Origin of the sequence: Streptococcus sp. HMSC065C01 (genome assembly GCF_001813525.1) — a bacterium.
Lineage (GTDB): Bacteria > Bacillota > Bacilli > Lactobacillales > Streptococcaceae > Streptococcus > Streptococcus parasanguinis_V.
The window spans coordinates 303,428-328,610 of sequence record NZ_KV812857.1 but is presented as its reverse complement, the minus strand read 5'-3'; the positions used below and the strand labels follow the sequence as shown (position 1 = coordinate 328,610).

Below are 25,183 nucleotides of genomic sequence, written 5' to 3'. Positions count from 1 at the left end.
CATGGCAATTGCACAGGAAAACATCGAACGGATCCAAAGAATGGAAGGTTATTTGAATGACTATGCCAAGACTTTGGAAGAAACCAAAAAAGCAGTGGATCAGCTAAGAGAGCATCAAGATAGCTATATCCAACTGCGCGATTATTATAGTAGTCAGGCCTATTTTGATGACTTGGACTTGTCCAATCAGGCTGACTTTCCAGCCGATCTTCCTTGTGGTGTCTTGTCCGAAGATGCCGTCTATGATTTGTTAGACGAGCATTTTCAGATGGGAGTGGAACTCTTGGAGATCGCAACGAAGATGATCAAAGAACGGTGAAATTTCAATCTAAACTTCTTTGAACCACACAAAAAAGCTCCGGTTTTCCGGAGCTTTCAAATTGAAGATAAACATCAACAAAGAAACTTTCCTCAGGTGAGTACGGACGTCAGCGAACTTCTACGAAGTTCCATGACTTAGTTTTGAACCTAAAGTTTCAAAACTCCCGAGTGCTAGAAACAAAAGTGTTTCTAGCACTTTTCTCACGGCGGAAAGTTTCAGTATATGTTTGAATCAAACATAATATATATCATTCTAATTTTTTTAGTATTACTTGTGTTAGCATATCGTAACAAATCCTACCAGTAAAAGAAAATTTTCCAAAATGGACTTTTTCTTCAGCAAAAAAAGCTCCGGTTTTCCGGAGCTTTTTGAATGATTAGTGTGAGACACGGCGACGTGCTGCTTTTTTGCGGTTTTCTTCGATGAAAGCTGCTTTTTGTTCTTCTGGTTCGATTACTTTTTTCTTGAATGTGTAAACTGCACCTGCGACAGCAGCAACTGTACCAGCAACACCAGTAACAAAACCTTTACCAAATCCTTTAGCCATGAGAATTTCTCCTTTTCTGAACTTTAAATATTTATGTTATAATATATGGTAACGAAAAAACGTGAATTTTGCAAGGAAAAACGATGAAAACCAAGATAATTGTGATTGTGGGACCGACTGCTGTTGGAAAAACAGCTCTTGCGATCGATTTGGCACAAGCTCTCAATGGTGAAATTATCAGTGGCGATAGTCAACAAGTCTATCGCAAGCTGGATATTGGAACAGCCAAGGCGACACCAGAAGAGCAAGCTGCAGCTCCCCATCATTTGATCGATGTCCGGGAGGTGACCGAGTCTTACTCGGCTTTTGATTTTGTAAGAGAAGCTAAGGCTGCGATTGAGGATATCACAGCTCGAGGCAAGCTTCCTATCATTGCAGGTGGGACGGGTCTTTACATCCAAAGTCTGCTCGAAGGTTATCATCTAGGTGGTGAAGTTCCTCATGAAGAGATTCTGGCCTATCGCGCTCAATTGGACTTGCTGTCGGACGAAGACTTGTACCAAAGAGTGGCGGAGCAAGGACTTGTGATTCCTCAACTCAATCGACGTCGGGCCATGCGGGCTCTTGAAATTGCGCATTTTGGGCAGGACCTCGCAAACGAAGAGACCGATTATGAACCCTATCTCATCTGTCTAGATGATGAACGGTCCTTGATCTATGATCGCATCAATCGCCGAGTAGATCGCATGCTAGAGGAGGGCTTGCTGGATGAAGCTCGGTGGCTCTATGATGACCATCCGGAAGTTCAGGCAGCTAAAGGCATTGGTTACAAGGAACTCTTTCCTTACTTTAAGGGAGAACAGAGCCTTGAGGAAGCCAGTGAGATCCTCAAGCGCAATACGCGTCGTTTTGCCAAACGGCAGCTGACCTGGTTTCGAAATCGGATGGAAGTAAAATTTTATGCCATTTCTGCCCCCCACTTCAAGGAGCAGGTTCTTGCAGATGTAAAGGAGTTTTTACAGCATGATTGAAACAGAAAAAAAACAAGAACGCATCCTTTTGGTCGGTGTGGAACTTCAAGGCATGGACAATTTTGATATGTCTATGGAGGAGTTGGCGAGCCTGGCTAAAACAGCCGGTGGAGATGTCCGGGGCTCCTATACACAAAAGCGGGAGAAATACGACACCAAGACCTTTGTCGGCTCAGGAAAACTCGAAGAAATCGCTCAAATGGTCGAAGCAGATGAGATCACGACGGTAGTGGTCAATAACCGCCTAACCCCCCGTCAAAATGTCAATTTAGAAGAAATCCTTGGGGTCAAGGTCATTGACCGGATGCAGCTGATTTTAGATATCTTTGCCATGCGGGCTAGGAGTCATGAAGGGAAGTTGCAGGTGCACTTGGCCCAGCTCAAATACCTTTTGCCACGCCTTGTCGGTCAAGGGATCATGCTCAGCCGTCAGGCTGGGGGAATTGGTTCTCGTGGACCAGGGGAAAGTCAGTTGGAGTTGAACCGCCGGAGCGTTCGCAATCAAATCACCGATATCGAGCGTCAGCTCAAGGCAGTTGAAAAGAACCGGGAAACCCTTCGTGAAAAACGCTTGGAATCACCTGTCTTCAAGATTGGTCTGATCGGCTATACCAATGCAGGAAAGTCGACTATTATGAATCAGTTGACCAGTAAGAGCCAGTATGAAGCCGATGAACTCTTTGCGACCTTGGACGCCACAACCAAGAGCATCCATCTAACAGGCAATCTGCAAGTGACGCTGACCGATACGGTTGGCTTTATCCAAGATCTACCAACAGAGTTGGTATCGAGCTTTAAGTCGACCTTGGAAGAAAGTAAGAATGTAGACCTCCTGGTCCATGTCATCGATGCGTCTGATCCTAATCATGAAGAGCATGAAAAGACCGTGCTTTCGATCATGAAGGACCTGGATATGCTGGAGATCCCTCGCTTGACGCTTTACAACAAAGCAGATAAAGTTGCAGACTTTACACTAACCCAGACACCTTTTAGCCTGATTTCAGCGCGCTCTGAGACAGCCCGTGAAGATCTCCAGGCTTTGCTTCTAGAAAAATTGAGAGAACTCTTTGTTCCCTTTACCATTCGCGTTCCCTTTTCAAAATCCTATCGGACCCATGACCTAGAGACGGTTGTGATCATTGACCAGCGCGAATTTGAAGAGGATGTCGAGGTCATTCAAGGCTATATCGCAGAGAAAAATAAGTGGAAGTTGGAAGAATTTTATGACGGATTACGTTGATTTAGCAATAAAATATGGAGGCTATACCAGCCTCGATCGGGTCTATCTGACCAATCTTTTAAGCACGATCCCTGAGGAATTGCGTCTCCGTGTGATTACGCCTCCCCCAAGTGTGATCAACGCCTATTTTGCAGAGCTCTACCAAAAGAAGAGCCCCAAGGAGGCAATGGATTATTTCTTGGACCTGAGCCGGGCATTTGACTTATTCACAGTTCAGCAAACCTTTGATGAACGAAAGCCCTTTATTCGCCTCAACTTGTCGGGTAAGTCTTATGGCTTGGCTTACGTAAATGAAGAGCTAGCCTGTGTCTTTGCTGAACATCCAACAGAGGATATCACCCCTGCCATTTTATTCCAAATTGCAGAGATCTTTCCACATTGTTTGGTCTTTGAAAAAGATGGCAAGATCTGCTTGCAAGAGGCTGAACCAGAAGGGGTCACTAAAACAGAAGCCCTCTCAGCCCTAACTGACTTGATGACCTTGGAAGATGGACGCTTGAAACTGTCAGGATATAACCAAGAGGAGCTTCTCGAGCTAGCGCAAGCCTACCCAGGCAACCTTTCTTTCCGTTCAGAGAACCGGACGGCCATGATTTATATAGATAGAAAGTAGACAATGGACATTCAATTTTTAGGAACGGGAGCTGGGCAACCCTCAAAAGCCCGTAATGTATCGAGCCTAGCGCTCAAATTGCTGGACGAGATTAATGAAGTCTGGCTCTTTGATTGTGGCGAAGCGACACAGAATCAAATTTTAGAAACGACCATTCGTCCGCGAAAGGTTAGCAAGATCTTTATCACTCACCTACACGGAGACCATATTTTTGGTTTGCCAGGTTTCCTCTCTAGTCGGGCCTTTCAGGCCAATGAAGAGCAGACGGATCTGGATATCTATGGACCAGTAGGGATCAAATCCTTTGTGATGACTAGTCTTCGTGTATCAGGCTCTCGGCTACCTTACCGCATCCATTTTCATGAATTCGATGAACATTCTCTAGGTAAGATTTTAGAAACTGATAAATTCACGGTTTATGCGGAGGCTTTGGACCACACCATTTTCTGTGTGGGTTACCGGATCATGCAAAAAGACCTCGAAGGGACGCTGGACGCAGATAAGCTGAAGGCAGCGGGTGTTCCCTTTGGACCGCTCTTTGGTCAGGTCAAAAATGGCCAAGATGTCACCCTGGAAGATGGGACTAAGATCATTGCAGCGGATTATATTTCAGCCCCTCGGCCTGGTAAGATTATCACGATCCTTGGAGATACCAGAAAGACTGATGCCAGCGTCCGCCTCGGGGTCAATGCGGATGTCTTGGTCCATGAGTCTACCTATGGCAAGGGCGATGAGAAGATTGCTCGTAAACACGGCCACTCGACCAATATGCAGGCAGCAGAAGTGGCGCGTGAAGCTGGAGCCAAGCGCCTTCTTTTAAACCACATCAGTGCTCGCTTCTTATCAAAAGACATCAGCCAATTGCGCAAGGATGCGTCCACCATTTTTGAAAATGTCTATGTCGTCAAAGATTTGGAAGAAGTGGAGATCTAAGATGCGAACTATTCTCATAACAGGAGCAAGTGGAGGCTTGGCCCAAGAAATGGTCAAGCTCCTCCCTGAAGATCGGCTGATTCTCCTAGGTAGAAATCAAGAAAAACTGGAAAAGCTCTATGCCAGTCATCCCCAAGCTGAATGCATCGGGATCGATATCACTGATTCCTCAGCCGTCCAAGATTTGGTAGAAGAGCTCTATCAGCGCTACGGGCAGATTGATATCTTGGTCAACAACGCAGGCTATGGGATTTTTGAGGCCTTTGATCGCATTTCTGACCAGCAGGTGCAGGAGATGTTTGAGGTCAATACCTTTGCCCTCATGCAGTTTTCACGCTTGATGGGTGCCCGCATGAAGGAAGCAGGCAAGGGGCACATCGTCAACATCGTCAGCATGGCGGGTCTCGTCGCAACAGCCAAATCCAGCCTTTATTCAGCTACTAAGTTTGCAGCCATCGGCTTCTCCAATTCCTTGCGGTTAGAACTGATGCCCTTTGGTATTCATGTGACGACGGTCAATCCAGGCCCCATCCGGACCACTTTCTTTGATCAGGCAGACCCTGACGGAAGCTATGTCAAAGCTGTGGATCGCTATATTTTGGAACCGGACTTTGTGGCCAAGAAAATCGTGAAGAACTTTGGAAAAGCAAAACGCGAGCTCAATCTTCCTTGGCTCTTGAACCTGACCCACAAGCTCTATACCCTTTTCCCTCGCATCTCAGACAAGCTAGCCTGCAAGATGTTCAATTTCAAATAGGAGGAGATAGATGGCGGCGAATATTCAAGCCTATTTAGAAAACCTCCAGCAACCCTGGGGACAGATCTATTATGATATCCTTTTTGAACAATTGAAAGACATCAAAGGCAAGCGAGTGCTTGATTTTGGCAGTGGCTTCGGTCTCGTGGCCAACCACCTGGCACAAGACAATGAAGTCCTTGCTGTGGAGCCTAATGAGGAAATGGTAGCCTTGCGGGTCCAGGGTCATCCTTACCAGCAACTCGTCGGAAGTCTGGACCAGATAGAGAGCTTTGAAGATGCTAGTTTTGATGTCATCCTCTGTCACAATGTCTTGGAGTATGTAGAGGATCGCAAGGTGGTTCTCAAGGCATTCACCCGTCTTTTGAAACCAGGAGGCCTGCTCTCTATCGTCAAGCACAATGAGGTTGGCCGCGTTCTGCAGACGGTGGTCTTTGAAAATGATACTCAGAAGGCGCTTGATCTCCTAGCAGGTCAGGACTTGGAAACTCACTCCATGGGCTTGGCTCAGGCCTATGATCTAGATAGAGCAGTAGACGATCTAGCCCTCGAAGTTCAGGACTACCAAGGAATCCGTGTCTTTTATGCCTTGCAGGACAACCACTTCAAGGGCCAAGAAGGCTGGCGAGAGTCTATGCTCAAGATGGAGCTAGCTGTTTGCCAAGAGTCCCCTTACCGGGATATCGCCTTTTTCCAGCACTATAGATTAAAAAGGAGTTAAGATGTTACATTATAAAAAAGAAATTCCAGCGATGACAGACCTACTCGCACTCTACGGCTCGGTTGGCTGGACCAATTATACCAACAACCCAGCTATGCTAGAAAAGGCTGTCAAAGCCAGTCTCTGGCAGTTGGCTGTCTATGATGAGAAAGAGCTCGTCGCCTATATCCGCTTAGTAGGAGATGGCCACTCTGTCCTTTTGGTGCAGGACCTTTTGGTACGACCAGATCACCAGCGCCAAGGCATCGGAAGGAAACTCTTAGAAGAGGCTTTAGCGACCTTCCCCACTGTCTATCAACGGCTCCTAGTCACTGAACGTAGCGAGAAAAATCTAGCCTTTTACCAATCCCTGGGCTTTGTTGAACTTTCAGAGCAAGCCTGTACAGGGATGATCTATATGAAATATAGAGAGTGGGACAGAAATTGGTCATTCGTTAGAATTCGATTTCGTCGTCCCACCTCCTCACAGTTGAGTAGGGCTGTAAAAGCTGATGAAACCAGTGTAGTAGAGCTCGCTCAACCACTGCGTCTTGCTCGACAAACCAAAAATAATTGAGAGGCTAGGACTTTTGTCCCAGCCTCTTATCTATTTGACTGACAAAAGGGGTGATTGATGGTAAAATGAGGATGAGATTAGGAGGAGATGGAATGAAGAAGAAAATAAAATGGGGCCTTTTCTTATGTTCGGTACTTATACCAGTATGTTTGAGTGCCTGCAAACAAGGAACTGTAGAAAAACAAGGTTCTTCGAATAAAGAAGTACAGAAGAAAATCGATCGAAAAAACATTCATTTTGACAAGACAGGACCTGCAGCAACATTTGATTGGGATGCAAAGAACAGTATCAGATACATAACGTTTGAAAAACTTCCACAATATATGAGGTCAGATGATAGCGATGGTATTTCAATATATGGACAGCAACCGAATGAAGTCTCTCTATCTGAGGAAGGAAGAGTTCAAAAAGCTTTGCAGGTCGTTGAAGGAATCTATGTAGATCCAAGGGGAATAGACACAGTAATCAAGGCCAATGGGGCAAAAAATCAAGAGGATATGTATACTCGACTCTGGAACGATTATATTATCCCTAAAATTGAAAAAAACAGTAGTACTTTTGATCCAAATACTTATGTGGAATATCTTGGTGAGAAGTACCCCCTCAAAATATATGGTCCCATGTATTTGAAGCTCATGACGAATGCATTGAGCTTTGGAAAAAAATATGAATTAAAGGGCTATGCAGTTAAGGGAAACAAAGTATTTATTCGCATTCAGGTACCAACGTACTTCCCAGAGCTTTTACCGAGAGGGAATAAATATTATAAAAATCCTAATGAGTCAGATTTCAATCAAGCCTTCTATGATTGGCTCGATGAATTCCATCAAAGGTATGCTGAAAAAGAAATAAATCGAGATGATCATATTTCCTATATCATGCTTTCAACAGTTTTACAACAGTTAGTTAACAAAAATTTCGAGGCAACCTCATTATCCGGTTATGCTTATAGTAAAACTTCGCCTACGGAATTCACGGTTGAAATGGAAGTGACAAATCAAGGTGATGTTCGAATTGATTTAAAAAACTTGGCTATTCTCTTACAAATCCCTCAACAAATGAAGGGGGATAATCAGTATGGTAAGCAAGATGAGAATAATATCTTTTGGACCATCCCATCTGGAAATAATAATGACGGACAAAAGATAAAAGAAAAATTAAAGAATTTTAATCCCAAAAATCCTGTTAAAAGTTATGCAATTGGAGAGCCAGTTGTATTTGCTAATGGCTTAGAAGTTACACTGAATAGTGTAACAGACGATCCAAATTTGGATGTTCAGGATGATCAAGACCGTATCGATACAAGGAAAAAACAACATCGATTGATCGTCGAATTCACCATATCGAATACAACACCTCTCAGTATTGAAAATACTCCGGATTATACAAATGTAGATCTCTATGATGGCCATGGCAAATCTGCTTATATGTTGAATAATACTTTAAATTACAAACAGCCAACAGTCCTTGAGGCAGGAGAGTCGGGTAAATATAAAATTAATTATTTAACAGATGGGGATGGACCATTTACGGTTGTTTATGGTGATGCAAAATGGGTCGTTCAAAAATAGTCATGTCATATAATAGGAACTTCTCAATTATCATTAGAATTTTCAATCGGTTCATAGGTTGTTCAGATATGACTGCTGTAAAAAATTAATCGATTAGGTTGAATTTCGCAAGGAGGTCAGGCTATGAAGCCCAACTATTTCAAACTATTCGCAGGAATTCCACTTATTCTTTGTTTCTTTCTTCTTTCCAGTTGCAAGATCATGAAACCGAGTGATTATAAAAAGGCGAAGGAAGTAGTCAGCAGTGAGCTTGCTAAGGTTGGTCTGCATGGGGATGTGACCATAAACAAACTGGATTGGACTGCTTTGGAAATCCCAACTTATCATGTGTCTTATACCTACTCTGAGAAAACCTATGATGGACAAACAGTGACATTAGAAACGGATACGGTGTTTCATAATGATTGGACAGATACAACTAGTGACCATCTTCCAGAGTATAAGGAAGCGTACTTGAAGCAGCAATCTGTCCAAAAGAAGGAGAAGAAAATTGAGGGACAATTAAAGAAGCAATCTCTAGGTCTTCATATTAGTTTCTTTGGTTTTTTATCTAACTCCAACCGTGATGAGAAGGAGCAAATTCTAGATAGTATCGCAAGTCAAAATCTCAAAGAAGGGAAAAAGGACTTTGCTGGTTACTATCAAATCCCTTTTCAGACCTTAATCGATCAAGAGTTAATCCGTATGACTATTTATATAAAGGATGGTGTATCCGTTAAGGAACAAGACTTAAAAGCAGCAGCCAAAAAATTAGACGCTAGCAAACTACCGGATGGTGCCTATGATTTCTACTATTCCAAAGGCTGTTACGCCGATTCCACTAGTTACTCATTCAAGGTTAAAGATGGGAAAGTTGTTTTTTTATGAAGATCAAAACAAACCAGAATAAGAGAAGCAGATACAAAAAAAGATCTAGTCGTGTTTGACTAGATCTTTCATGTTGCTTAGAAGTCTTCCTTCTTCTTAAGTGTCATAGAAGCAATAGCTGTAGCGACGAATGTCAAACCAGTTACAAGAAGTCCTAAATGATCTGCAGTTCCTGTTGAAGGAAGAGATCGTTTACCTTCTTTAGGCTTGTCACTAGATTTAGGAGTTTCACTAGATTTAGGTTTGTCACTAGGCTTAGGCTTATCTCCATTTGGTGATGGAGTTTTAGGTTTGCTATTACTTGGTGTTGGTATATTTGGAATATCTGTTGATGGTGGAGGTGGAAGAAGTTTATTCACCACGTTTCCTTTATCAACGACAAGGTTTGTTGCAGAAGCAAAGTCGCTTGCAGAGACCTTGATGGTTGTATCTGAAAGTTGGTAACCACTTGGAGCTGAGAGCTCTTTGATGACATACTCTTTAGCTTCAAATCCAACGAAGCTTGCAAGTCCGTCTTGACCAGAAATCGCTTGTGCTTGGCCTTGACCATAAGGATTTGCAACAGGTGTCACACCATCCGCTTCAAAGAGTCCAAATACCGCACCGGCAAGGTAATCACCCTTTTCATCTACCTTACGAACTCTAAGGGTGTAAAGTTTCAATTCAGGATTATTCACTGTTGGTGGAGTTGGTGGGATGACCTTATTGATAAAGGTTTTCTTCGCACCGTATGAAACAACTGCTTGGATAGCGTTTGATGCTTCATCTTTTGTGACGGTCACTGTGACATCCACTTGACCTTCGTCATATTGGATATTTGCCTGATCAGCTGGTAGGACTTCTTTAATGGTATATTTATGAGTACCAATCATCGCTTCCGTGTAGGCGATCGCATCAAATGTCACTGTACCATCTGCAGCATTTTGTTTTGTTTGAAGAACAGTTCCATTTTCGTCCAAGAGGTTAAAGCTAAATTCACCACCTTGAAGGTCACGACCTTCTAAAATCTTGCTTGTGGTAATTTGTTTTTCACTTGGAGTTGGAGGTGTTGGAGGTGTGTACGTGTTGGTGAAAGTAGGAGTATCCTTTTTACCGTCGTATTGCACATCCGCATTCAATTGTCCATTTTCGTCTTTTGTAACAGTTACTGTTACAGTATGAACCATTTCATCATAGGTAATAGCTGATTCTGGTGTAGCTGGTTTTTGTTCAACAATTGTGTAGGTGAACGTACCAGCTTCATTAAAGCTTACTGGATTGAAGAGAATATCCCCATTCTCACCATTTGTCTTGGTGTCAACGAGCGTACCAGCTTGATCCTTGAGAAGGAAAGTAAACTCATTGGCTTTCAATGTACGATCGCTCGAACCATTGATCGCCAATACTTTTTTAGCCTTGAATTGAGCTGTCGTTGGTTTCACTGTTGGAGGAACAGGAGTTGGAGGTGTCTTCGTATTTGTAAACATATCACCATTCTCAGTATCTCCACCTGAGTAAGTCACAGTAGCGACGAGTTTATCGTTTGCTTTCTTCACATCAACTGTAGCAGTGATGGTTTGTGTGCTATAGTTGATAGAAGCATCCGTACCTTTGTTTTCGGTAATGGTGTATGTATGTGTTCCTTCTTCAGTATAAGAAAGTTCTTTAAAGCTTACAGTACCATTTGCTTTGTTTTTAGCCGTTTCAAGGGTATTGTTTCCTTCTTTCAAGACAAATTCAAATTGATCGTTTGTCAACGGTAAGGTTGTTTCACCTTCTTTAAGGAGCTTTTTCACTTGAAGTGTAGCTGTTACACTTTCTGTTTTAGGAGCTTCTTTTTTGTTGGTGAACGTATTTGTCTCAGTTTGACCATCAGAGTAGCTGATTTGTTCTACAACCAAGGCCTTGTCTTTTTCAACCACTACAACTGTAGCCGTGATGGTTTTATCACTGTAGGTAATGGTCTTGTCACTACCTTTTGTTTCAGTGATGGTATAGTTGAATGTCCCTGCTTTGTCTACAGTGATGTTATCAAAAGTTATCGAACCATCTTTGTTGTTCTTAGCTGTACCAACAACTTGATCGTTTGAATCTTTCGCAACAAACTCAAAGTCATCACCCTTGAGTTCGCCACCTTCAAATGCTTTTTTAAGTTTTAAGGTCACCTTAGCATTTGAAACTTTTGGTTTGTTTTGAGTATTGGTGATCGTATTTTTTTGTTCACCATCTCCACCTGAGTAAGTGACAGTAGCGACGAGTTTGTCGTTTTCTTTTTTCACATCAACAGTAGCTTTAACGGCTTGAGTACTATAGTTGATAGTAGCATCAGTACCCTTGTTTTCAGTGATAGCGTATGTATAGCTACCTTCCTTATTGAAGGTCAGTGACTTAAATTTAACAGTGCCGTCTGCTTGGTTCTTGGCAGTTTCGACTACTTTGTTGTTTTCGTCTTTCAAGACAAATTCGAATTGACCTTCTGTAATCGGAAGTTGTGTATGTTCCTGATCACCGGCTACTTCGAAAGCTTTCTTAACAACAAGATTTGCAGTAGTTTCAGTAACTTTTGGTTTGTTTGAAGTGTTTACAACTTTAATAACATTCGATTCATTGATTGGTTCAACTTTTGAAGTATAACCATCAGGTGTATTCGTTTCTTCTACCGTATAAACAATAGGTTTTCCATCTTTAATCCCTGGTAATTTAGAAAATTCAGCAGACCAACCAGAATCTTTTGTTAATGTTTTAGTCATTCCATCTAATTTTTGACCATTGGCCAATAATTGAACAGTAATGTCTTTACGATCAGATTCGCTATCGCCAACCCATTCTTTTTGAACTGTAACAGTCTTGTCACCAGATACCCAGAATTTCAACTCATTGTTGTTCCAGAATGCTGGGTCAGTTTGAGGTGTTGTAATTTCATCAGCTGTCAAGGTTGCATTGTTGTCAACGCGAATGGTTGTCTTAGGAATTAATGTTTGGTATTCAACGATCAATTCATCGCTTGATGCTGTTTTAAAGACATCACTGACATCTGATAAATTCACGGTAAATCCATTGCCGTCAGCATCGAATTTCACATGTTTCCAGAAGTCCCAACCAGAAGCAACCACTTGTCCACCTTTTCTCAAAGTAAAGGAAGGTTTCAAGTAAGTTCCCACAAAGAATTCATTTGCAGCGTGGTTAGCAGCAGGAGCAAAAGTGATTTTTGAGTAATCGACTGCTGGAGCTTGGATTTTATCTGACACAACAGGGTTTGTGATGGCTTGTTTCTTACCATCTCCGTTGATACGGATGAACCATTTTGTCAGATAGTAGTCATCTCCAACATTCATCCAGGCATAGTTTTCAGAAGCGTCAAGTTTGAATTGCTTAGCTACATAGTCACCAGTAAGGTTGTACTTGTTCAACACAGATTCAAATACTCCAGGACCATCAGGACGTGTGATGACAACGGATTCGGAACCAACCTTAGAAGTGGCAGTCTTGTTGCCGGGATTTCCAGGAGTGTTGTCCCATTCTGCTTTGTATGAGAAGCCCCCTTTAACGTTTTGGTTCATGGATTCGATTGCTTTTTTAAAAGTAAAAGTAATCTTTTTGTTTGTCATCGAAATGGTTGCGACTTCAGCTCCATTTGCTTGGAGTGATTGAGTTGCAACTTCAGTGATATTGACACCTTCTGGAGCATCAATGGTAAACGTATCGCCTTCTTTAACTGACTTCCCAGTTAAATCCCAGTCAAATGAAAAGGTAACTTTTTGTCCACTTGCCTGAGCCTTTAAATTGGTAACAGTTGGTGAAACAGTAGCCGCGCTAACAGGTTTGATCACAGACAAGCCTAAGGCTACCACGGCGATGATAGCTACAAATGCAACTATCTTTTTATATAGAAATTTCAATTGGCCTCATTTCCTTTCTTTTGCATAAATTTCGTAAAGTTTTTCTATATAGTGATATCTCCTAAAACTGAAAAACTCCTGATCTTTGCTCCATACAATCAGTTGCTTTATTTGAACATGTATTTAGAGAAGAAGGACCTTACCTCTATAGAGAAAATATGGGAGCATACCTCAATATCCTATCTTTAGTCTGTCCATACTAGAGGATTGGTTGGACCTGAAACAAACTTTCTAAAAACAATGATTCGATAGAAAAACGGAAGAAATTTACGCTTCATAATATAAAATGATAATAAGCAGTGCAAACTTAACAGAATAATCATCCCATTACATTTTTAAAAGATTATTATCATACTTATTATATTCTTTTAGTGTGATAAGTCAAGCTAAATGCAACAAAAATAGAGGATATTGTTCATTTTGTTCCAACTATTACCTAACCCTTTATTTCCCGCCATTTTAACCTTTCATGATATAATATTCAGATAAGAAAAAGAGGAGACCAAAAGCTAGATGATCACTTCAAAATACGATTGGCAGTTAGCTTCGCCAAGTGCAGATGAGGCCTTTTTAGCCCTTGCCAAAAAAGCAGGCCTGGAAGCGTCCGTAGCAACCTTGCTGTATGAGCGTGGCATTCAAACCAAAGAGGATTTAGAAGACTTTTTAGAACCCAAGTTGGAGAAGCTACATGACCCTTATTTGCTCCATGATATGGACAAGGCAGTGGGGCGCATCCGACGGGCTATCGAAGATTATGAGCAGATCCTCATCTACGGAGACTATGATGCGGACGGGATGACCTCAGCCTCCATTATGAAGGAAACCTTGGAGCAGATGGGAGCAGAGGTGCAAGTCTACCTACCCAACCGCTTCACAGACGGCTATGGTCCCAATGAGAGTGTCTACAAATACTTTATCGAGCAACAAGGCATTTCCCTGATTGTCACGGTGGACAATGGGGTAGCGGGCAATCAAGCCATTGCCATGGCCCAAGCGATGGGGGTTGATGTTATCGTGACCGACCACCACTCTATGCCAGAGGTTTTGCCTGATGCTTATGCGATCATTCATCCGGAGCATCCTGATGCGGATTATCCCTTCCATTATCTAGCAGGATGTGGTGTGGCCTTTAAGTTGGCTTGTGCCCTCCTTGAGGAAGTACCAGTCGATCTCTTAGACTTGGTAGCCATTGGGACTATTGCAGACATGGTCAGTCTGACGGACGAGAATCGGATCTTGGTCAAATACGGTCTGGGTGTTCTCCAACATACCCAGCGCATGGGCTTGCAGGAGCTCTTGGAGATCGCAGGGATTCGTCCGGAGGATGTCAATGAAGAAACGGTTGGTTTTCAGATTGCTCCTCGTCTCAATGCTCTTGGCCGCCTTGATGACCCTAATCCAGCTATCGAACTACTGACAGGATTTGACGATGAAGAGGCGCACGAGATTGCCCTCATGATTCATCAGAAGAATGAAGAACGTAAAGAAATTGTCCAAGCTATCTATGACGAAGCTAAAACCATGGTGGATCCAAGTTTGTCAGCCCAGGTCTTGGCCAAAGAAGGCTGGAATCCAGGGGTCCTTGGTATTGTCGCTGGTCGTTTGTTGGAAGAGCTTCATCAGCCGGTCGTTGTTTTAAGCATCGAAGATGGACGAGCTAAGGGGAGCGCTCGGAGTCCTGAGTCGGTCAATATCTTTGAAGCCCTCGATCCCTACCGGTCGCTCTTTGTCGCCTTTGGAGGACATGCCGGAGCAGCAGGGATGACGCTGGAGGTGGACCAACTTCCTGCCTTGTCTCAGGCTCTTACGGATTACATTGCAGAACAAGAGATTGATCTCAGCAGCAAATCCACCCTAGCGATCGACGAGGAACTGCATCTAACAGAACTAACGCTTGAGACCTTGAAAAGCTTTGATCGCTTGAGTCCTTTTGGCATGGACAATAAAAAACCAGTCTTTCTGCTCCGTAATTTCAAGGTAGAAGGGGCACGCTCGATGGGAGCTGGCAATACCCACTTGAAACTCAAGATCTCTCAAGAAGATGCGACCTTTGAGGTGGTTGCCTTTGGCTTGGGAAGTTTAGAGGCAGAGTTTGCGCAAGCGCAAGACCTAGAGCTAGCCGTGCAGTTGTCGGTCAACCAATGGAATGGCCAAACAACCCTTCAGCTCATGTTGGTTGATGCGCGTGTGGACGGCGTGCAGCTCTTTAATATCCGCTCTAAAAATGTCAGCCTCCCCGCAGGTGTTCCCGTTCTGGATTTTACTAAAGAATTGCCAGATCTATCTGGGGCATCTGCTGTAGTGGTTGGAAATATCCCTGAGAATTTAGAGGAATTACGGAAAATTTTCCAAGAGCATGATTTCCAGGCTGTCTATTTCAAAAATGAGATCGCCAAAGCCTACTATCTGACAGGATACGGTAGCAGGGACCAGTATGCCAAACTCTATAAAACCATCTACCAGTACCCAGAGTTTGATGTCCGCTATAAACTCAAAGACCTAGCAGCCTATCTCAAGATCCAGCAGATCCTCCTGGTCAAAATGATTCAGATCTTCCAAGAGCTGGGCTTTGTGACCATTGAAAATGGCATCATGAAGGTTAATAAAGAAGCAGAAAAACGCGAAATCGCAGAAAGTAGCATCTACCAAAACCTCAGACAAACGGTGAAAGAGCAGGAGTTGATGGCCCTTGGAACGGTTCGTGAAATCTACGACTATCTGACAGGACAGGCCTCATGAAAAAACACCTAAAAAAATTCCTCTGGCTCAGCCCCTTCCTGCTTGTTGCTCTTTATTGGTTGGGAATCTACCTGAGTCTCAAAAACCCCATGGAAGAGATCGTTTACTCTGAAAATGGTGGGATGATGAGAAATATGATTGTCAAGTCCTACACTCAAACAATCGGAAGTGAAGCTCCTTGTAAGGAAGATGAAGGATTTCAGACTTTTCCCTATTCTGATAAAATCGTTGGTGGAAAGGAGCATCTAGCTGTTACTATGTTTAGAGGGACTGCAGATTGGTTCTATCTGTACAAATACAAATTAGATGAAAGTACCTCAGTTAATCTGATATTTGAATATAAGGCCTCTAAAAAGATTTTTTACCAAAGTGACCTCTATCTGACAATCAATGAGACAAGCTACAAAGACCAGCAACTCCTTGAGCAGCTTGCCACCTATGGCAAAGACCGTGCTTGGTTGAAAATACAAAGTAAGAAGGTCGCCGAACAATACATTCTTGGCACCTGGTTCAAAAATGGAAGCTCCCGATATTCCCTGAAAAACTTAGGTGATATGAAAATCCAGTACAATGAATTGTTAGAAGAGAAGTAAGAGATTTTTTTCGAACCCAATCCCACATCTTTTTTGAATGTGGGATTTTTGCTTTTGACGCGGGAGCTTGGGAAAATGATTTGGCAAAAAATGATGCAAGTTAGTGGAATTCATGATATAATGGAATGTAAAAAATTTTTTATGAAAGAAAGTTAACCATGAATTTAAAAGATTACATTGCAAGCATTGAAAACTATCCACAAGAAGGAATTACCTTCCGTGATATCAGCCCTTTGATGGCAGATGGCAATGCTTATAGTTACGCGATTCGTGAAATCGTTCAATACGCGACCGATAAGAAGATCGATATGATCGTCGGCCCTGAAGCGCGTGGTTTCATCGTTGGATGCCCAGTCGCTTTTGAGTTGGGAATTGGTTTTGCACCTGTTCGTAAGCCTGGCAAATTGCCACGCGAAGTCATCTCTGCTGACTACGAAAAAGAATACGGTGTAGATACCTTAACCATGCACGCAGATGCCATCAAACCAGGCCAACGCGTCCTCATCGTTGATGACCTTTTGGCTACGGGTGGTACCGTTAAAGCAACCATCGAAATGATCGAAAAACTCGGTGGCGTCGTTGCAGGGTGTGCCTTCTTGATCGAGTTGGATGAATTGAAAGGTCGCGAAGCGATCGGCGATTACGACTACAAAGTCTTGATGCATTACTAATATAGCCTAATACTATAACTGGATACAGAAAAACCATAATTGAAAACTATAAGCTCCTATCATATAATGTTAGTTAAGAACTTGCACGATGGGAGATTTTTATGCCAATTACACTAGATAAAAAATTACCTGCAGTAGATATTCTTCGTTCAGAAAATATTTTTGTCATGGATGATGTTCGAGCAACTCACCAGGATATTCGTCCTATAAATGTTCTGATTTTGAATCTCATGCCGACTAAGGAAGCAACTGAGACTCAACTGCTACGCCTCCTGGCCAATACGCCCTTGCAGATCAATGTAGATTTCCTCTATATGGCGAGCCATAAGTCTAAAAATACAGCGGCCGAGCATATGGAGAGTTTTTACAAGACTTTTGAGGATATCAAGGATAATTACTATGACGGCTTGATTGTGACGGGGGCGCCTGTCGAAAAGATGGACTTTGAGGAAGTGGACTACTGGGAAGAGTTGACCCAGGTCTTTGAATGGGCCAAGCGTCATGTTTTTTCTACCCTGCACCTCTGTTGGGGAGCCCAGGCTGGTCTGTACCACCGTTACGGGATTCAAAAAGTTGAGCTCTGTGACAAATTATCTGGCATCTATGACCAGGTAGTGGTGCGTCCTGAGAGTCTTCTCATGAGAGGCTTTGACGACCGTTTCCTTGCCCCTCATTCTCGTTATACAGATATTCCTTTGAAGGAAGTCCTTGAAAAGAGCAATCTTCAGGTGATCGCTCAGGGAAATGAGGTTGGGTTGTCCATCATTGCTAGTCCGGACATGCGTGAGGTGTATAGCTTTGGCCATCTGGAGTATGATCGCGATACGCTGGCGAAAGAATACCACCGAGATGTCAAGGCAGGCTTGGATCCAGCCCTTCCAAAAAATTACTTTGATGAGAATGATGCCAATACAGAACCTCGCATTCGTTGGAATCTTGCTGCGACGACCTTCTTTAGTAATTGGATCAACTATGCGGTTTATCAAGAAACACCTTACCGCTTGGAAGAATTGGAAAAAGATATTTCATTTTATGGTTACCTATAAAGGGGAATTATGACATATTCACAAGCATTTAAGTATGGCAACTTGGTTCTTCCAAGTGCCTTACTTTTTCATTATCATGAGTTATTTGACCAAGCAGATGACTACTTGGTTTGGCAGTTTTTCTTCCTTCAAAATACGACTGGCCAAGAGGCCTTAACTCCCAATCAGATTGCTAGTCATCTAGGAAAAACGGTGACAGAGGTCAATCGGATTATGTCCAATCTGACCACCAAGGGACTCCTTCAGTACCGGACTATTGAGCTCAATGGCGAGATTGAAGCCATCTTTGATGCGACCATTGCCCTGGAGCGCTTGGATGAGATTTTAGAATCCCAATTACAAGGGAAGGCACAGAGCGCGCCCGCTAAGGGAAATGTCATCAAGGATTTGGTGGAAACCTTCCAACAAGAACTGGGACGACTCTTGACACCTTTTGAGATTGAAGACCTGACCAAGACTGTGCGCGAGGATCAGACAGATCCAGATGTGATCAAGGCAGCATTACGAGAAGCTGTCTTTAACGGCAAGCCTCACTGGAAATATATCCAAGCCATTTTACGCAACTGGCGCAGTGAAGGCATCAACAGCCTGGCCCAAGTAGAAGCGAAACTACAAGAACGCGAGCAAGCCAACCCACGCAATGTAACGGTTTCAGACGATTTCTTGAAGGCCATGGATTTGTGGAAGGATTAGGAGGAGATGTCTTAAAGGATGAAACGGGGAGATAAAAAAAGAAAATATAGATGGTTATATCCTACGATACTTGTAGTTGGGCTGATTTTACTATTTAGTGTCGTCAGCTATTATTTTGCGCGTACAAGTATATTGTCATCAGGTCTGTATCCGGTTGAAGATAGCCTAGTACAGGCAGGCTATTCAAAAACAAAAGATGGCTATACAAAAAAAGAAGCTGACGTGACGATCCAGATAAAATGGAATAAAAAAACAAAAGAATTTGATAAGAATCACTATCATTTTAAAGTAGACAAGGATACGACTTTCTTATCGAAAGATTATGTTGATAAGGAAGTACTTGAAACACTAACAAATGGTCAATTATCGAATCAATTTGGCTTTGTTCATTACACAAAATCTAAAAAGAAGGAGTGGCTAAAGGATTCTCCTAGATTGGTAGCCCATGCGGGTGGTGCGATTCGAGAAAAAGAATACAACACCTTTTATACTAATTCCTTAGAAGCTTTGCAACAGAATTATAGTTTAGGTCATCGCTTGTTCGAAATGGATTTTTATCTGACAAGTGATAAAAAATTGGCTGCTGTTCATGATTGGAATCAGTTTGGAAACAAAGATGATGTTGCTCTTTCTTCTGATGAATGGAAAAAATTTAAGGCTTATGGTTCTCCAGAAACACCAAGTCGTTTCACGACGATGTTGGTGGGAGATGTCTTGGATCAAATGGTGATCAATAAAGATATGGTTTTGATCACAGATACTAAATCTATGGAAATTCCCAAAGAAGATATGATCATTCAATTTCAAGACATTGTTTCAGAAGCGAAAAAGCGAGACAAGGAACTATTGGATCGTGTGATTCCACAAGTCTATAATCAAGATATGTTTGGAGAAATTGAAGCTATTTATCCTTTCCAGCATGTTATCTATACCTTGTATGCTTCACCAGATAGTGCAGAAGAGGTTATCGATTTCATTTCAAAACATGATGAAATCGAGGCAGTAACGATTTCATTTGCTGATCCTCGCTTTAATCCAGACTTTATAAATGCAGTTCATCGACTTGGAAAACGTATTTACATTCATACTATCCATACTTATGATGATTTAACTAAGTATGCGAATGTAAATGTTGACGGTTTTTATACTGGCTTGTTGACTCCTGGAGATGTAGCCTTGTATGAATCAGTTTCTAAATAGAAATAGAGAGTGGGACAGAAATTGGTCATTCGTTAGAATTCGATTTCGTCGTCACACCTCCGCACAGTTGAGTAGGGCTGTAAAAGCTGATGAAACCAGTGTAGTAGAGCTCGCTCAACCACTGCGTCTTGCTCGACAAACCAAAAATAATTGAGAGGCTAGGACTTTTGTCCCAGCCTCTTTGAATGTAAACAAACTTTTTTAGAATTAAATGGCACAAAAATATAAGGGTGATTTTAGCATCAGACAAGCGAATATTGGAACTTTCCGCTGTGAGAAAAGCATCTGAAACACTATTGTTTCAGATGCTCGGAATTATTGAGACCTTAGGCTCAATAATTAGTCATGGAACTTCGTAGAAGTTCGCTGACGTCCGTACTCACCTAAGGAAAGTTTTTAATAAGTTTCTGTCTTCAATCTTAAGCTCAAATGCTAGCTAAAATGTTTATAAATAATCAGCATAGGCTTTTTCTAGTTTACTAAGGAGTTCTTGTTTTTCCTCGTCACTAGCAAAGGAAGCCTGGATGGCATGGACATTGTGCTGGTAAAAGTCAGCTTCCTTGGTTTGGAAATGTTGATGGTAGAGGGTGTATTCCTTGGTGAGGTCGGTATCAGATACTGTTCGGTTATCGGTATTGATACTAATGCGAGCACCGGCTGCCTTCATCTTCAGATAAGGGAAATCTTCTATAGTCGGTGCTGCTTTTGTTTGAAGGTTGCTGGTCAAGCAGAGCTCTCCGGTGACCCCGTTGTCAATAAAGGATTGGAGTAAGGCCGGTTCATGAGATAGAGCCGTCACGTGGCCATTGCGTTTGATGCCAAATGCAATCGATTGGGCTACAAAGTGTGGGCAATGACACTCACCTGCATGAAGCGTCATGGGCCGATGGTAACTCTTGACTTGCTCGATTAAAGGTCGAATATCTTCTGGAGAGTAGTTGTGCTCATCTCCGGCAAAGTCAAAACCGACAAAATCCTGATCGCTAACTTGGTTGGCTTCTGCTAGAATGCGAGAGGTGAGTTCTTGGTCTGACTGGCGCATGCCACAGACTAAGGCTTTTGCAACAATGCCAAATTCATCCTGGGCTTGGCGCAGTCCTTCACAGACAGCATCGATTGTTTCTGGAACGGTGAGGCCTTGGTCCATGGACAATTCTGGGGCAAAACGAACCTCAATGTAGACGACATTTTCGAGAGCAGCTTGCTTGGCCACATCATAAGCAGCAAGGGTCAAGGCTTCCTTGGTCTGAAGAAGAGGGCGAATGTAGTCGAAGGCCTCCAAATAGTCCAAAAGATTCTCACAGTGGGCAGGTGCAGTGACATGGTGCTTGAGCTCTTCATCACTAGCAGGGAGGTCAATATTGGCCATGGCTGCCAATTGGCGAATGGTCGGAAGCGACAAGGAACCGTCTAAGTGGCAGTGTAGTTCTGTCTTTGCCAAACTATGAAAGTCGATCGTGGACATGTTTTTTCTCCTTCAAAAATGTATTTTTTCTATACTATCATTTTGGCAAGAAAAGTCAAGTAAAGCTAGCGTAGCAGATTTTTGAAACTAGCGACTGGATTTGATATGCTAGTAGTAACATAGACAAAGGAGAAAAGAGATGTCAGACTATCAATTACCAGAAGTATGGGAAGCACCGAGCCAGATGGGAGGAGCCTGGGGTGGCTTGAACCAACCAACAGCAGGTGCCCGCTTTGAACAAACTCTTCCAAAAGGGGATCATCCTTTCCAACTCTATACCCTTCCGACACCAAATGGGATTAAGGTGACCATTATGCTGGAAGAATTGAAAGAGCTTGGAGTGGAAGCTGGTTATGATGCTTATCGGATTAAGATTGGCGAGGGAGATCAGTTTGGTAGTGACTTTGTAGCCATCAATCCAAACTCGAAAATTCCAGCTATGTTGGATCAATCAGGAGAGGAAGCGATTCGGGTCTTTGAATCGGCCAATATTCTCTTGTATCTAGCAGAGAAATTTGGCAAATTGATCCCGACAGATCGGGCTAAGCGGACAGAAGTGCTCAACTGGCTCTTCTGGCAGACGGGTGCGGCACCTTTTTTAGGCGGAGGATTTGGCCATTTCTTCCATTATGCTCCTGAAAAAATCGAGTATGCCATCAACCGTTTTGCCATGGAAGCCAAACGTCAATTGGACTTACTGGACAAAGAATTGGCCACTAAACCTTATATCGCAGGGGATGACTATACCATTGCAGATATTGCCATCTGGTCTTGGTATGGCCGTCTAGCTCAAGACAAGGTCTGGGACCGTGCAGGAATTTTCTTAGATGTGAAGGAATATAAGCATCTGCAAGCTTGGACAGAGAAAATTGCCAATCGCCCAGCAGTGCAACGAGGCTTGGAAGTAGACTATAAGGAAATTGACTAAAGTCTAATATCGGCTTGTTGAGGATGATAGCGAGAGTTTCCGCCGTGAGTATAGCACATGAAACGTATAAGTTTCATGTGCCCGGAAGTTTTGAGACATTAGACTCAAAACTTAGTCATGGAACTTTGAAGAAGTTCGCTGACGTCCGGACTCACCTAAGGAAAGTCTAAAGTAATACCTTTCCATAATAGACAAGGCGCCGTTGCGCCTTTTTTTAATGGTGCAAACATGGTATACTAAAGGGTGGAATAAAAGTATAGAAAGTAGCACATGGAATTTACAAAATTATCAAATCGATTGGACTTGGTGGCTAGCTTCGTCCCAGCTGGAGCTCGTCTGTTGGACGTGGGGAGTGACCATGCTTATCTGCCAATCGCCCTCTTACAAGAAGGCAAGATTGAGGCTGCTATTGCTGGTGAAGTGGTAGAGGGGCCTTATCAATCTGCCCTCCAAAATGTCGCCGATAATGGTTTAGAGGACAAGATTGAGGTCCGCCTGGCCAATGGTTTGGCTGCCTTTGAACCAGCAGACGGCATTTCCTGTATCACCATTGCTGGTATGGGAGGACGCTTGATTGCAGACATCCTAGCCGCAGGTCTTGAGAAATTAGCCAATGTCTCTCGCTTGGTCCTACAGCCCAATAATCGTGAAGATGAACTGCGGGCTTGGTTAGTCGACCATGATTTCCGCATTGTTGATGAAGCGATCTTGGAAGAGAATGAGAAGTTCTATGAGATCCTTGTGGTGGAACAGGGTTCTCAAGAGTTGTCAGCCAAGGAACTGCGCTTTGGTCCCTATTTGATGCAGGAACAAGCTCCAGCCTTTGTCCAAAAGTGGTTCAAGGAAGTGGAGAAATTGACCTTTGCCTTGGAGCAGGTCCCAGTTGAGAATCAATCTGCCAGAGCATCGTTAGAAGAGCGCATCGCACACATCAAGGAGGTTCTACATGTTAGCAAGTGAAGTCATCAAACGCTATGAAGCCTACTGTCCACAGGAATTGTCTATGGAGGGAGATGTCTGTGGCCTACAGGTCGGCACGCTACAAAAAGACATCCAAAAGGTCATGGTGGCTCTGGATATCCGCGAGCAGACGGTGGCAGAAGCTATCGCCCATGGGGTGGACTTGATCATCGTCAAGCACGCGCCGATTTTCCGTCCCATCAAGGATTTGGTAGCTGATCGGGCCCAAAATCAGATCTATATCGACTTGATCAAGCATGATATCGCAGTCTACGTCAGCCATACCAATATTGACATTGTCCCAGATGGTCTCAACGATTGGTTCTGCCAGCTCTTGGACATTGAAGATACAGAGCCCCTCAGTTTGACTGGGGAAGGATTCGGAATCGGTCGCATTGGTCAGGTGCCCGCCCAAACTTTTGGCCAGTTGGCTGACAAGGTCAAAGAAACCTTTGGCTTAGATGCTTTGCGCTTGGTTAGCTATGATCAGGCGGATTTGGAACGGGTCATCAAGCGTGTCGCCATCTGTGGAGGAAGTGGTCAGTCCTTTTACAAGGATGCTCTCGCCAAGGGAGCAGAGGTCTATATCACAGGAGATATCTACTACCACACGGCTCAGGACATGCTGAGCGATGGGCTCTTGGCCTTAGATCCAGGACACCATATCGAGGTTCTTTTTGTGTCAAAATTAGTAGAAAAGCTCAATCAGTGGAAGGCTGAAGAAGCGTGGGATATTGAGGTGATTGGCAGTCAAGCCAGTACCAATCCTTTTTATCATATCTAAGGGGTCATGATGAAAGTTGCCATTATCGGTGCAGGGATCGTGGGATCCACTGCCGCCTATTATTTATCCAAAGAAGCACAAGTGGATGTGACCGTCTATGACCATGGAGTCGGCCAAGCAACCAAGGCAGCGGCAGGCATTATTAGCCCTTGGTTTTCCAAACGACGGAATAAGGCCTGGTATCGCCTGGCTCGTCTGGGAGCTGATTTTTACCAAGAATTGGTAGCAGACCTGGCCAAGGACGGAATTAAAACAGATTTTTACCAGCAGACCGGCGTCTATCTCCTCAAGAAAAAGGAGGAGAAATTAGACGAACTCTATCAGTTGGCGCTGAGCCGTCGGGAAGAATCTCCCTTGATTGGAGACTTGGCGATTTTGACTAAGGAAGAAGTGGCCCAGCAATTCCCAGGGCTGCAAGGTTTTGAGAAGTTGCTCTATGCATCAGGTGGAGCCCATGTAGAAGGAGCTCTTCTGACGGAAACCCTTCTTAAAGCCAGTGGCGCTAGAGTGATCAAGGAAGAGGTTGCTCTATCAGTCTCGGATCATGGCTATCAGATAGCAGGAGAGAGCTATGACCAAGTTATCCTAGCAACAGGAGCCTGGTTGGGGCAAATCCTCGAGCCACTTGGTTACCAAGTCGATGTCCGTCCGCAAAAGGGTCAACTACGGGATTATCAGCTAGACCGAGATACTGATGACTTTCCTGTGGTCATGCCAGAAGGAGAGCTGGATATCATTCCCTTCCAGCAAGGCAAGATCAGTATGGGAGCCACTCATGAAAATGAGATGGGCTTTGACCTGACAGTGGATCAAGCTCTGCTAAATCAGATGGAAATAGAAGCCTTGGCCTACTATCCAGAACTAGCTCAAGCCGAAGTTATCGGAGAGCGCGTGGGAACCCGGGCCTACACCAGTGACTTTTCACCATTTTGGGGAGTTGTTCCTGATCAAGCAGGCCTCTATGTCGCCAGTGGACTTGGTTCGTCTGGCCTTACAACAGGGCCGCTTATTGGTTGGCACCTAGCCCAACTCGTGGTAGGAGGAAACCTGCGCTTAGATCCAGCGGATTATCCAGTTGAACAATATGTGAAGAAGTAGGCTGGGACAAAAGTCCTAGCCTCTCAATTG

Annotated in this window: 22 protein-coding genes and 1 pseudogene; 20 read left to right on the top strand and 3 right to left on the bottom strand. The window is 43.4% G+C overall.

The genetic code is table 11. From position 1 onward, the window contains the following. Position 1: 1 nt before the first annotated feature. Positions 2-319: a DUF4298 domain-containing protein gene (locus HMPREF2918_RS07195; protein WP_070595026.1), complete on the top strand. Its 318-nt coding sequence runs from the start codon at positions 2-4 to the stop codon at positions 317-319. Positions 320-698: 379 nt separating this feature from the next. On the opposite strand, the gene HMPREF2918_RS07190 is transcribed toward HMPREF2918_RS07195, so the two are convergent. After that, positions 699-869, bottom strand: coding sequence for a DUF3042 family protein (locus HMPREF2918_RS07190; protein WP_003002781.1), 171 nt, complete (start codon positions 867-869; stop codon positions 699-701). An 83-nt stretch (positions 870-952) separates the two neighbouring features. Here HMPREF2918_RS07190 and miaA point away from each other — a divergent pair, with 83 nt between their 5' ends. From miaA to HMPREF2918_RS11685, 9 genes and pseudogenes are all read left to right on the top strand, one after another. After that, entirely contained in the window at positions 953-1,840 is an 888-nt protein-coding gene (miaA, locus tag HMPREF2918_RS07185) for a tRNA (adenosine(37)-N6)-dimethylallyltransferase MiaA (protein ID WP_070588853.1), read from the top strand. Further along, positions 1,833-3,080, top strand: coding sequence for a GTPase HflX (gene hflX / locus HMPREF2918_RS07180; protein WP_070595025.1), 1,248 nt, complete (start codon positions 1,833-1,835; stop codon positions 3,078-3,080). The genes miaA and hflX overlap by 8 nt, the downstream gene beginning before the upstream one ends. Then, positions 3,064-3,693 (top strand): cystathionine beta-lyase, encoded by a 630-nt coding sequence (locus HMPREF2918_RS07175; protein ID WP_070595024.1) that lies wholly within the window; start codon positions 3,064-3,066, stop codon positions 3,691-3,693. Before hflX ends, HMPREF2918_RS07175 begins: the two co-directional genes overlap by 17 nt. A gap of 3 nt (positions 3,694-3,696) precedes the next feature. After that, positions 3,697-4,626: a ribonuclease Z gene (gene rnz, locus HMPREF2918_RS07170; protein ID WP_049483030.1), complete on the top strand. Its 930-nt coding sequence runs from the start codon at positions 3,697-3,699 to the stop codon at positions 4,624-4,626. A 1-nt stretch (position 4,627) separates the two neighbouring features. Next, complete coding sequence (locus HMPREF2918_RS07165; RefSeq protein WP_070595023.1) at positions 4,628-5,383, top strand: SDR family NAD(P)-dependent oxidoreductase; 756 nt, start codon at positions 4,628-4,630, stop codon at positions 5,381-5,383. A 10-nt stretch (positions 5,384-5,393) separates the two neighbouring features. Then, complete coding sequence (locus HMPREF2918_RS07160) at positions 5,394-6,104, top strand: class I SAM-dependent methyltransferase (protein ID WP_070595022.1); 711 nt, start codon at positions 5,394-5,396, stop codon at positions 6,102-6,104. A gap of 1 nt (position 6,105) precedes the next feature. Then, positions 6,106-6,501: pseudogene (locus tag HMPREF2918_RS07155) on the top strand (GNAT family N-acetyltransferase); the annotation flags it as partial. Between the two features lie 251 nt (positions 6,502-6,752). Beyond that, on the top strand, positions 6,753-8,231 hold the full coding sequence (locus HMPREF2918_RS07150; protein WP_241672453.1) for a hypothetical protein: 1,479 nt from the start codon (positions 6,753-6,755) through the stop codon (positions 8,229-8,231). 123 nt (positions 8,232-8,354) lie between these two features. Beyond that, complete coding sequence (locus HMPREF2918_RS11685) at positions 8,355-9,098, top strand: hypothetical protein (RefSeq protein ID WP_241672454.1); 744 nt, start codon at positions 8,355-8,357, stop codon at positions 9,096-9,098. A gap of 77 nt (positions 9,099-9,175) precedes the next feature. Here the strand turns inward: HMPREF2918_RS11685 and HMPREF2918_RS07140 are convergent, their stop codons facing one another. After that, the gene (locus HMPREF2918_RS07140) at positions 9,176-12,976 is read right to left on the bottom strand and encodes a Spy0128 family protein (protein WP_037585721.1); all 3,801 of its coding nucleotides are present in this window, start codon (positions 12,974-12,976) and stop codon (positions 9,176-9,178) included. Positions 12,977-13,489: 513 nt separating this feature from the next. Between HMPREF2918_RS07140 and recJ the strand changes: the two genes are divergently transcribed. The 6 genes from recJ (at position 13,490) to HMPREF2918_RS07110 (ending at position 19,918) form a co-directional block, all read left to right on the top strand. Then, positions 13,490-15,715 carry a single-stranded-DNA-specific exonuclease RecJ gene (gene recJ / locus HMPREF2918_RS07135; protein ID WP_070595020.1) on the top strand — a complete coding sequence of 742 codons (2,226 nt, stop codon included), beginning with the start codon at positions 13,490-13,492 and terminating at the stop codon, positions 15,713-15,715. Then, positions 15,712-16,308, top strand: coding sequence for a TipC family immunity protein (locus HMPREF2918_RS07130; RefSeq protein ID WP_070595019.1), 597 nt, complete (start codon positions 15,712-15,714; stop codon positions 16,306-16,308). Before recJ ends, HMPREF2918_RS07130 begins: the two co-directional genes overlap by 4 nt. Positions 16,309-16,466: 158 nt before the next feature. Further along, a complete protein-coding gene (locus HMPREF2918_RS07125; protein WP_023022957.1) occupies positions 16,467-16,979 on the top strand; it encodes an adenine phosphoribosyltransferase in 513 nt (170 codons plus the stop codon). Positions 16,980-17,080: 101 nt separating this feature from the next. Then, positions 17,081-18,025 (top strand): homoserine O-acetyltransferase MetA, encoded by a 945-nt coding sequence (gene metA, locus HMPREF2918_RS07120; protein WP_049483310.1) that lies wholly within the window; start codon positions 17,081-17,083, stop codon positions 18,023-18,025. A gap of 9 nt (positions 18,026-18,034) precedes the next feature. Next, entirely contained in the window at positions 18,035-18,718 is a 684-nt protein-coding gene (locus HMPREF2918_RS07115) for a DnaD domain-containing protein (RefSeq protein ID WP_049472318.1), read from the top strand. An 18-nt stretch (positions 18,719-18,736) separates the two neighbouring features. After that, complete coding sequence (locus tag HMPREF2918_RS07110) at positions 18,737-19,918, top strand: glycerophosphodiester phosphodiesterase family protein (RefSeq protein ID WP_070595018.1); 1,182 nt, start codon at positions 18,737-18,739, stop codon at positions 19,916-19,918. A 445-nt stretch (positions 19,919-20,363) separates the two neighbouring features. Here HMPREF2918_RS07110 and add read toward each other — a convergent pair whose 3' ends face one another. Next, a complete protein-coding gene (gene add, locus HMPREF2918_RS07105; RefSeq protein WP_070595017.1) occupies positions 20,364-21,383 on the bottom strand; it encodes an adenosine deaminase in 1,020 nt (339 codons plus the stop codon). Positions 21,384-21,522: 139 nt separating this feature from the next. Here add and yghU point away from each other — a divergent pair, with 139 nt between their 5' ends. The 4 genes from yghU (at position 21,523) to HMPREF2918_RS07085 (ending at position 25,153) form a co-directional block, all read left to right on the top strand. Beyond that, positions 21,523-22,311, top strand: coding sequence for a glutathione-dependent disulfide-bond oxidoreductase (gene yghU, locus HMPREF2918_RS07100; protein ID WP_070595015.1), 789 nt, complete (start codon positions 21,523-21,525; stop codon positions 22,309-22,311). 270 nt (positions 22,312-22,581) lie between these two features. Further along, positions 22,582-23,271 carry a tRNA (adenine(22)-N(1))-methyltransferase gene (locus HMPREF2918_RS07095; RefSeq protein ID WP_070595013.1) on the top strand — a complete coding sequence of 230 codons (690 nt, stop codon included), beginning with the start codon at positions 22,582-22,584 and terminating at the stop codon, positions 23,269-23,271. Further along, positions 23,258-24,055: a Nif3-like dinuclear metal center hexameric protein gene (locus tag HMPREF2918_RS07090; protein ID WP_070595012.1), complete on the top strand. Its 798-nt coding sequence runs from the start codon at positions 23,258-23,260 to the stop codon at positions 24,053-24,055. Before HMPREF2918_RS07095 ends, HMPREF2918_RS07090 begins: the two co-directional genes overlap by 14 nt. Before the next feature lie 6 nt (positions 24,056-24,061). Beyond that, complete coding sequence (locus tag HMPREF2918_RS07085) at positions 24,062-25,153, top strand: NAD(P)/FAD-dependent oxidoreductase (protein WP_070595010.1); 1,092 nt, start codon at positions 24,062-24,064, stop codon at positions 25,151-25,153. Positions 25,154-25,183: the final 30 nt, after the last annotated feature.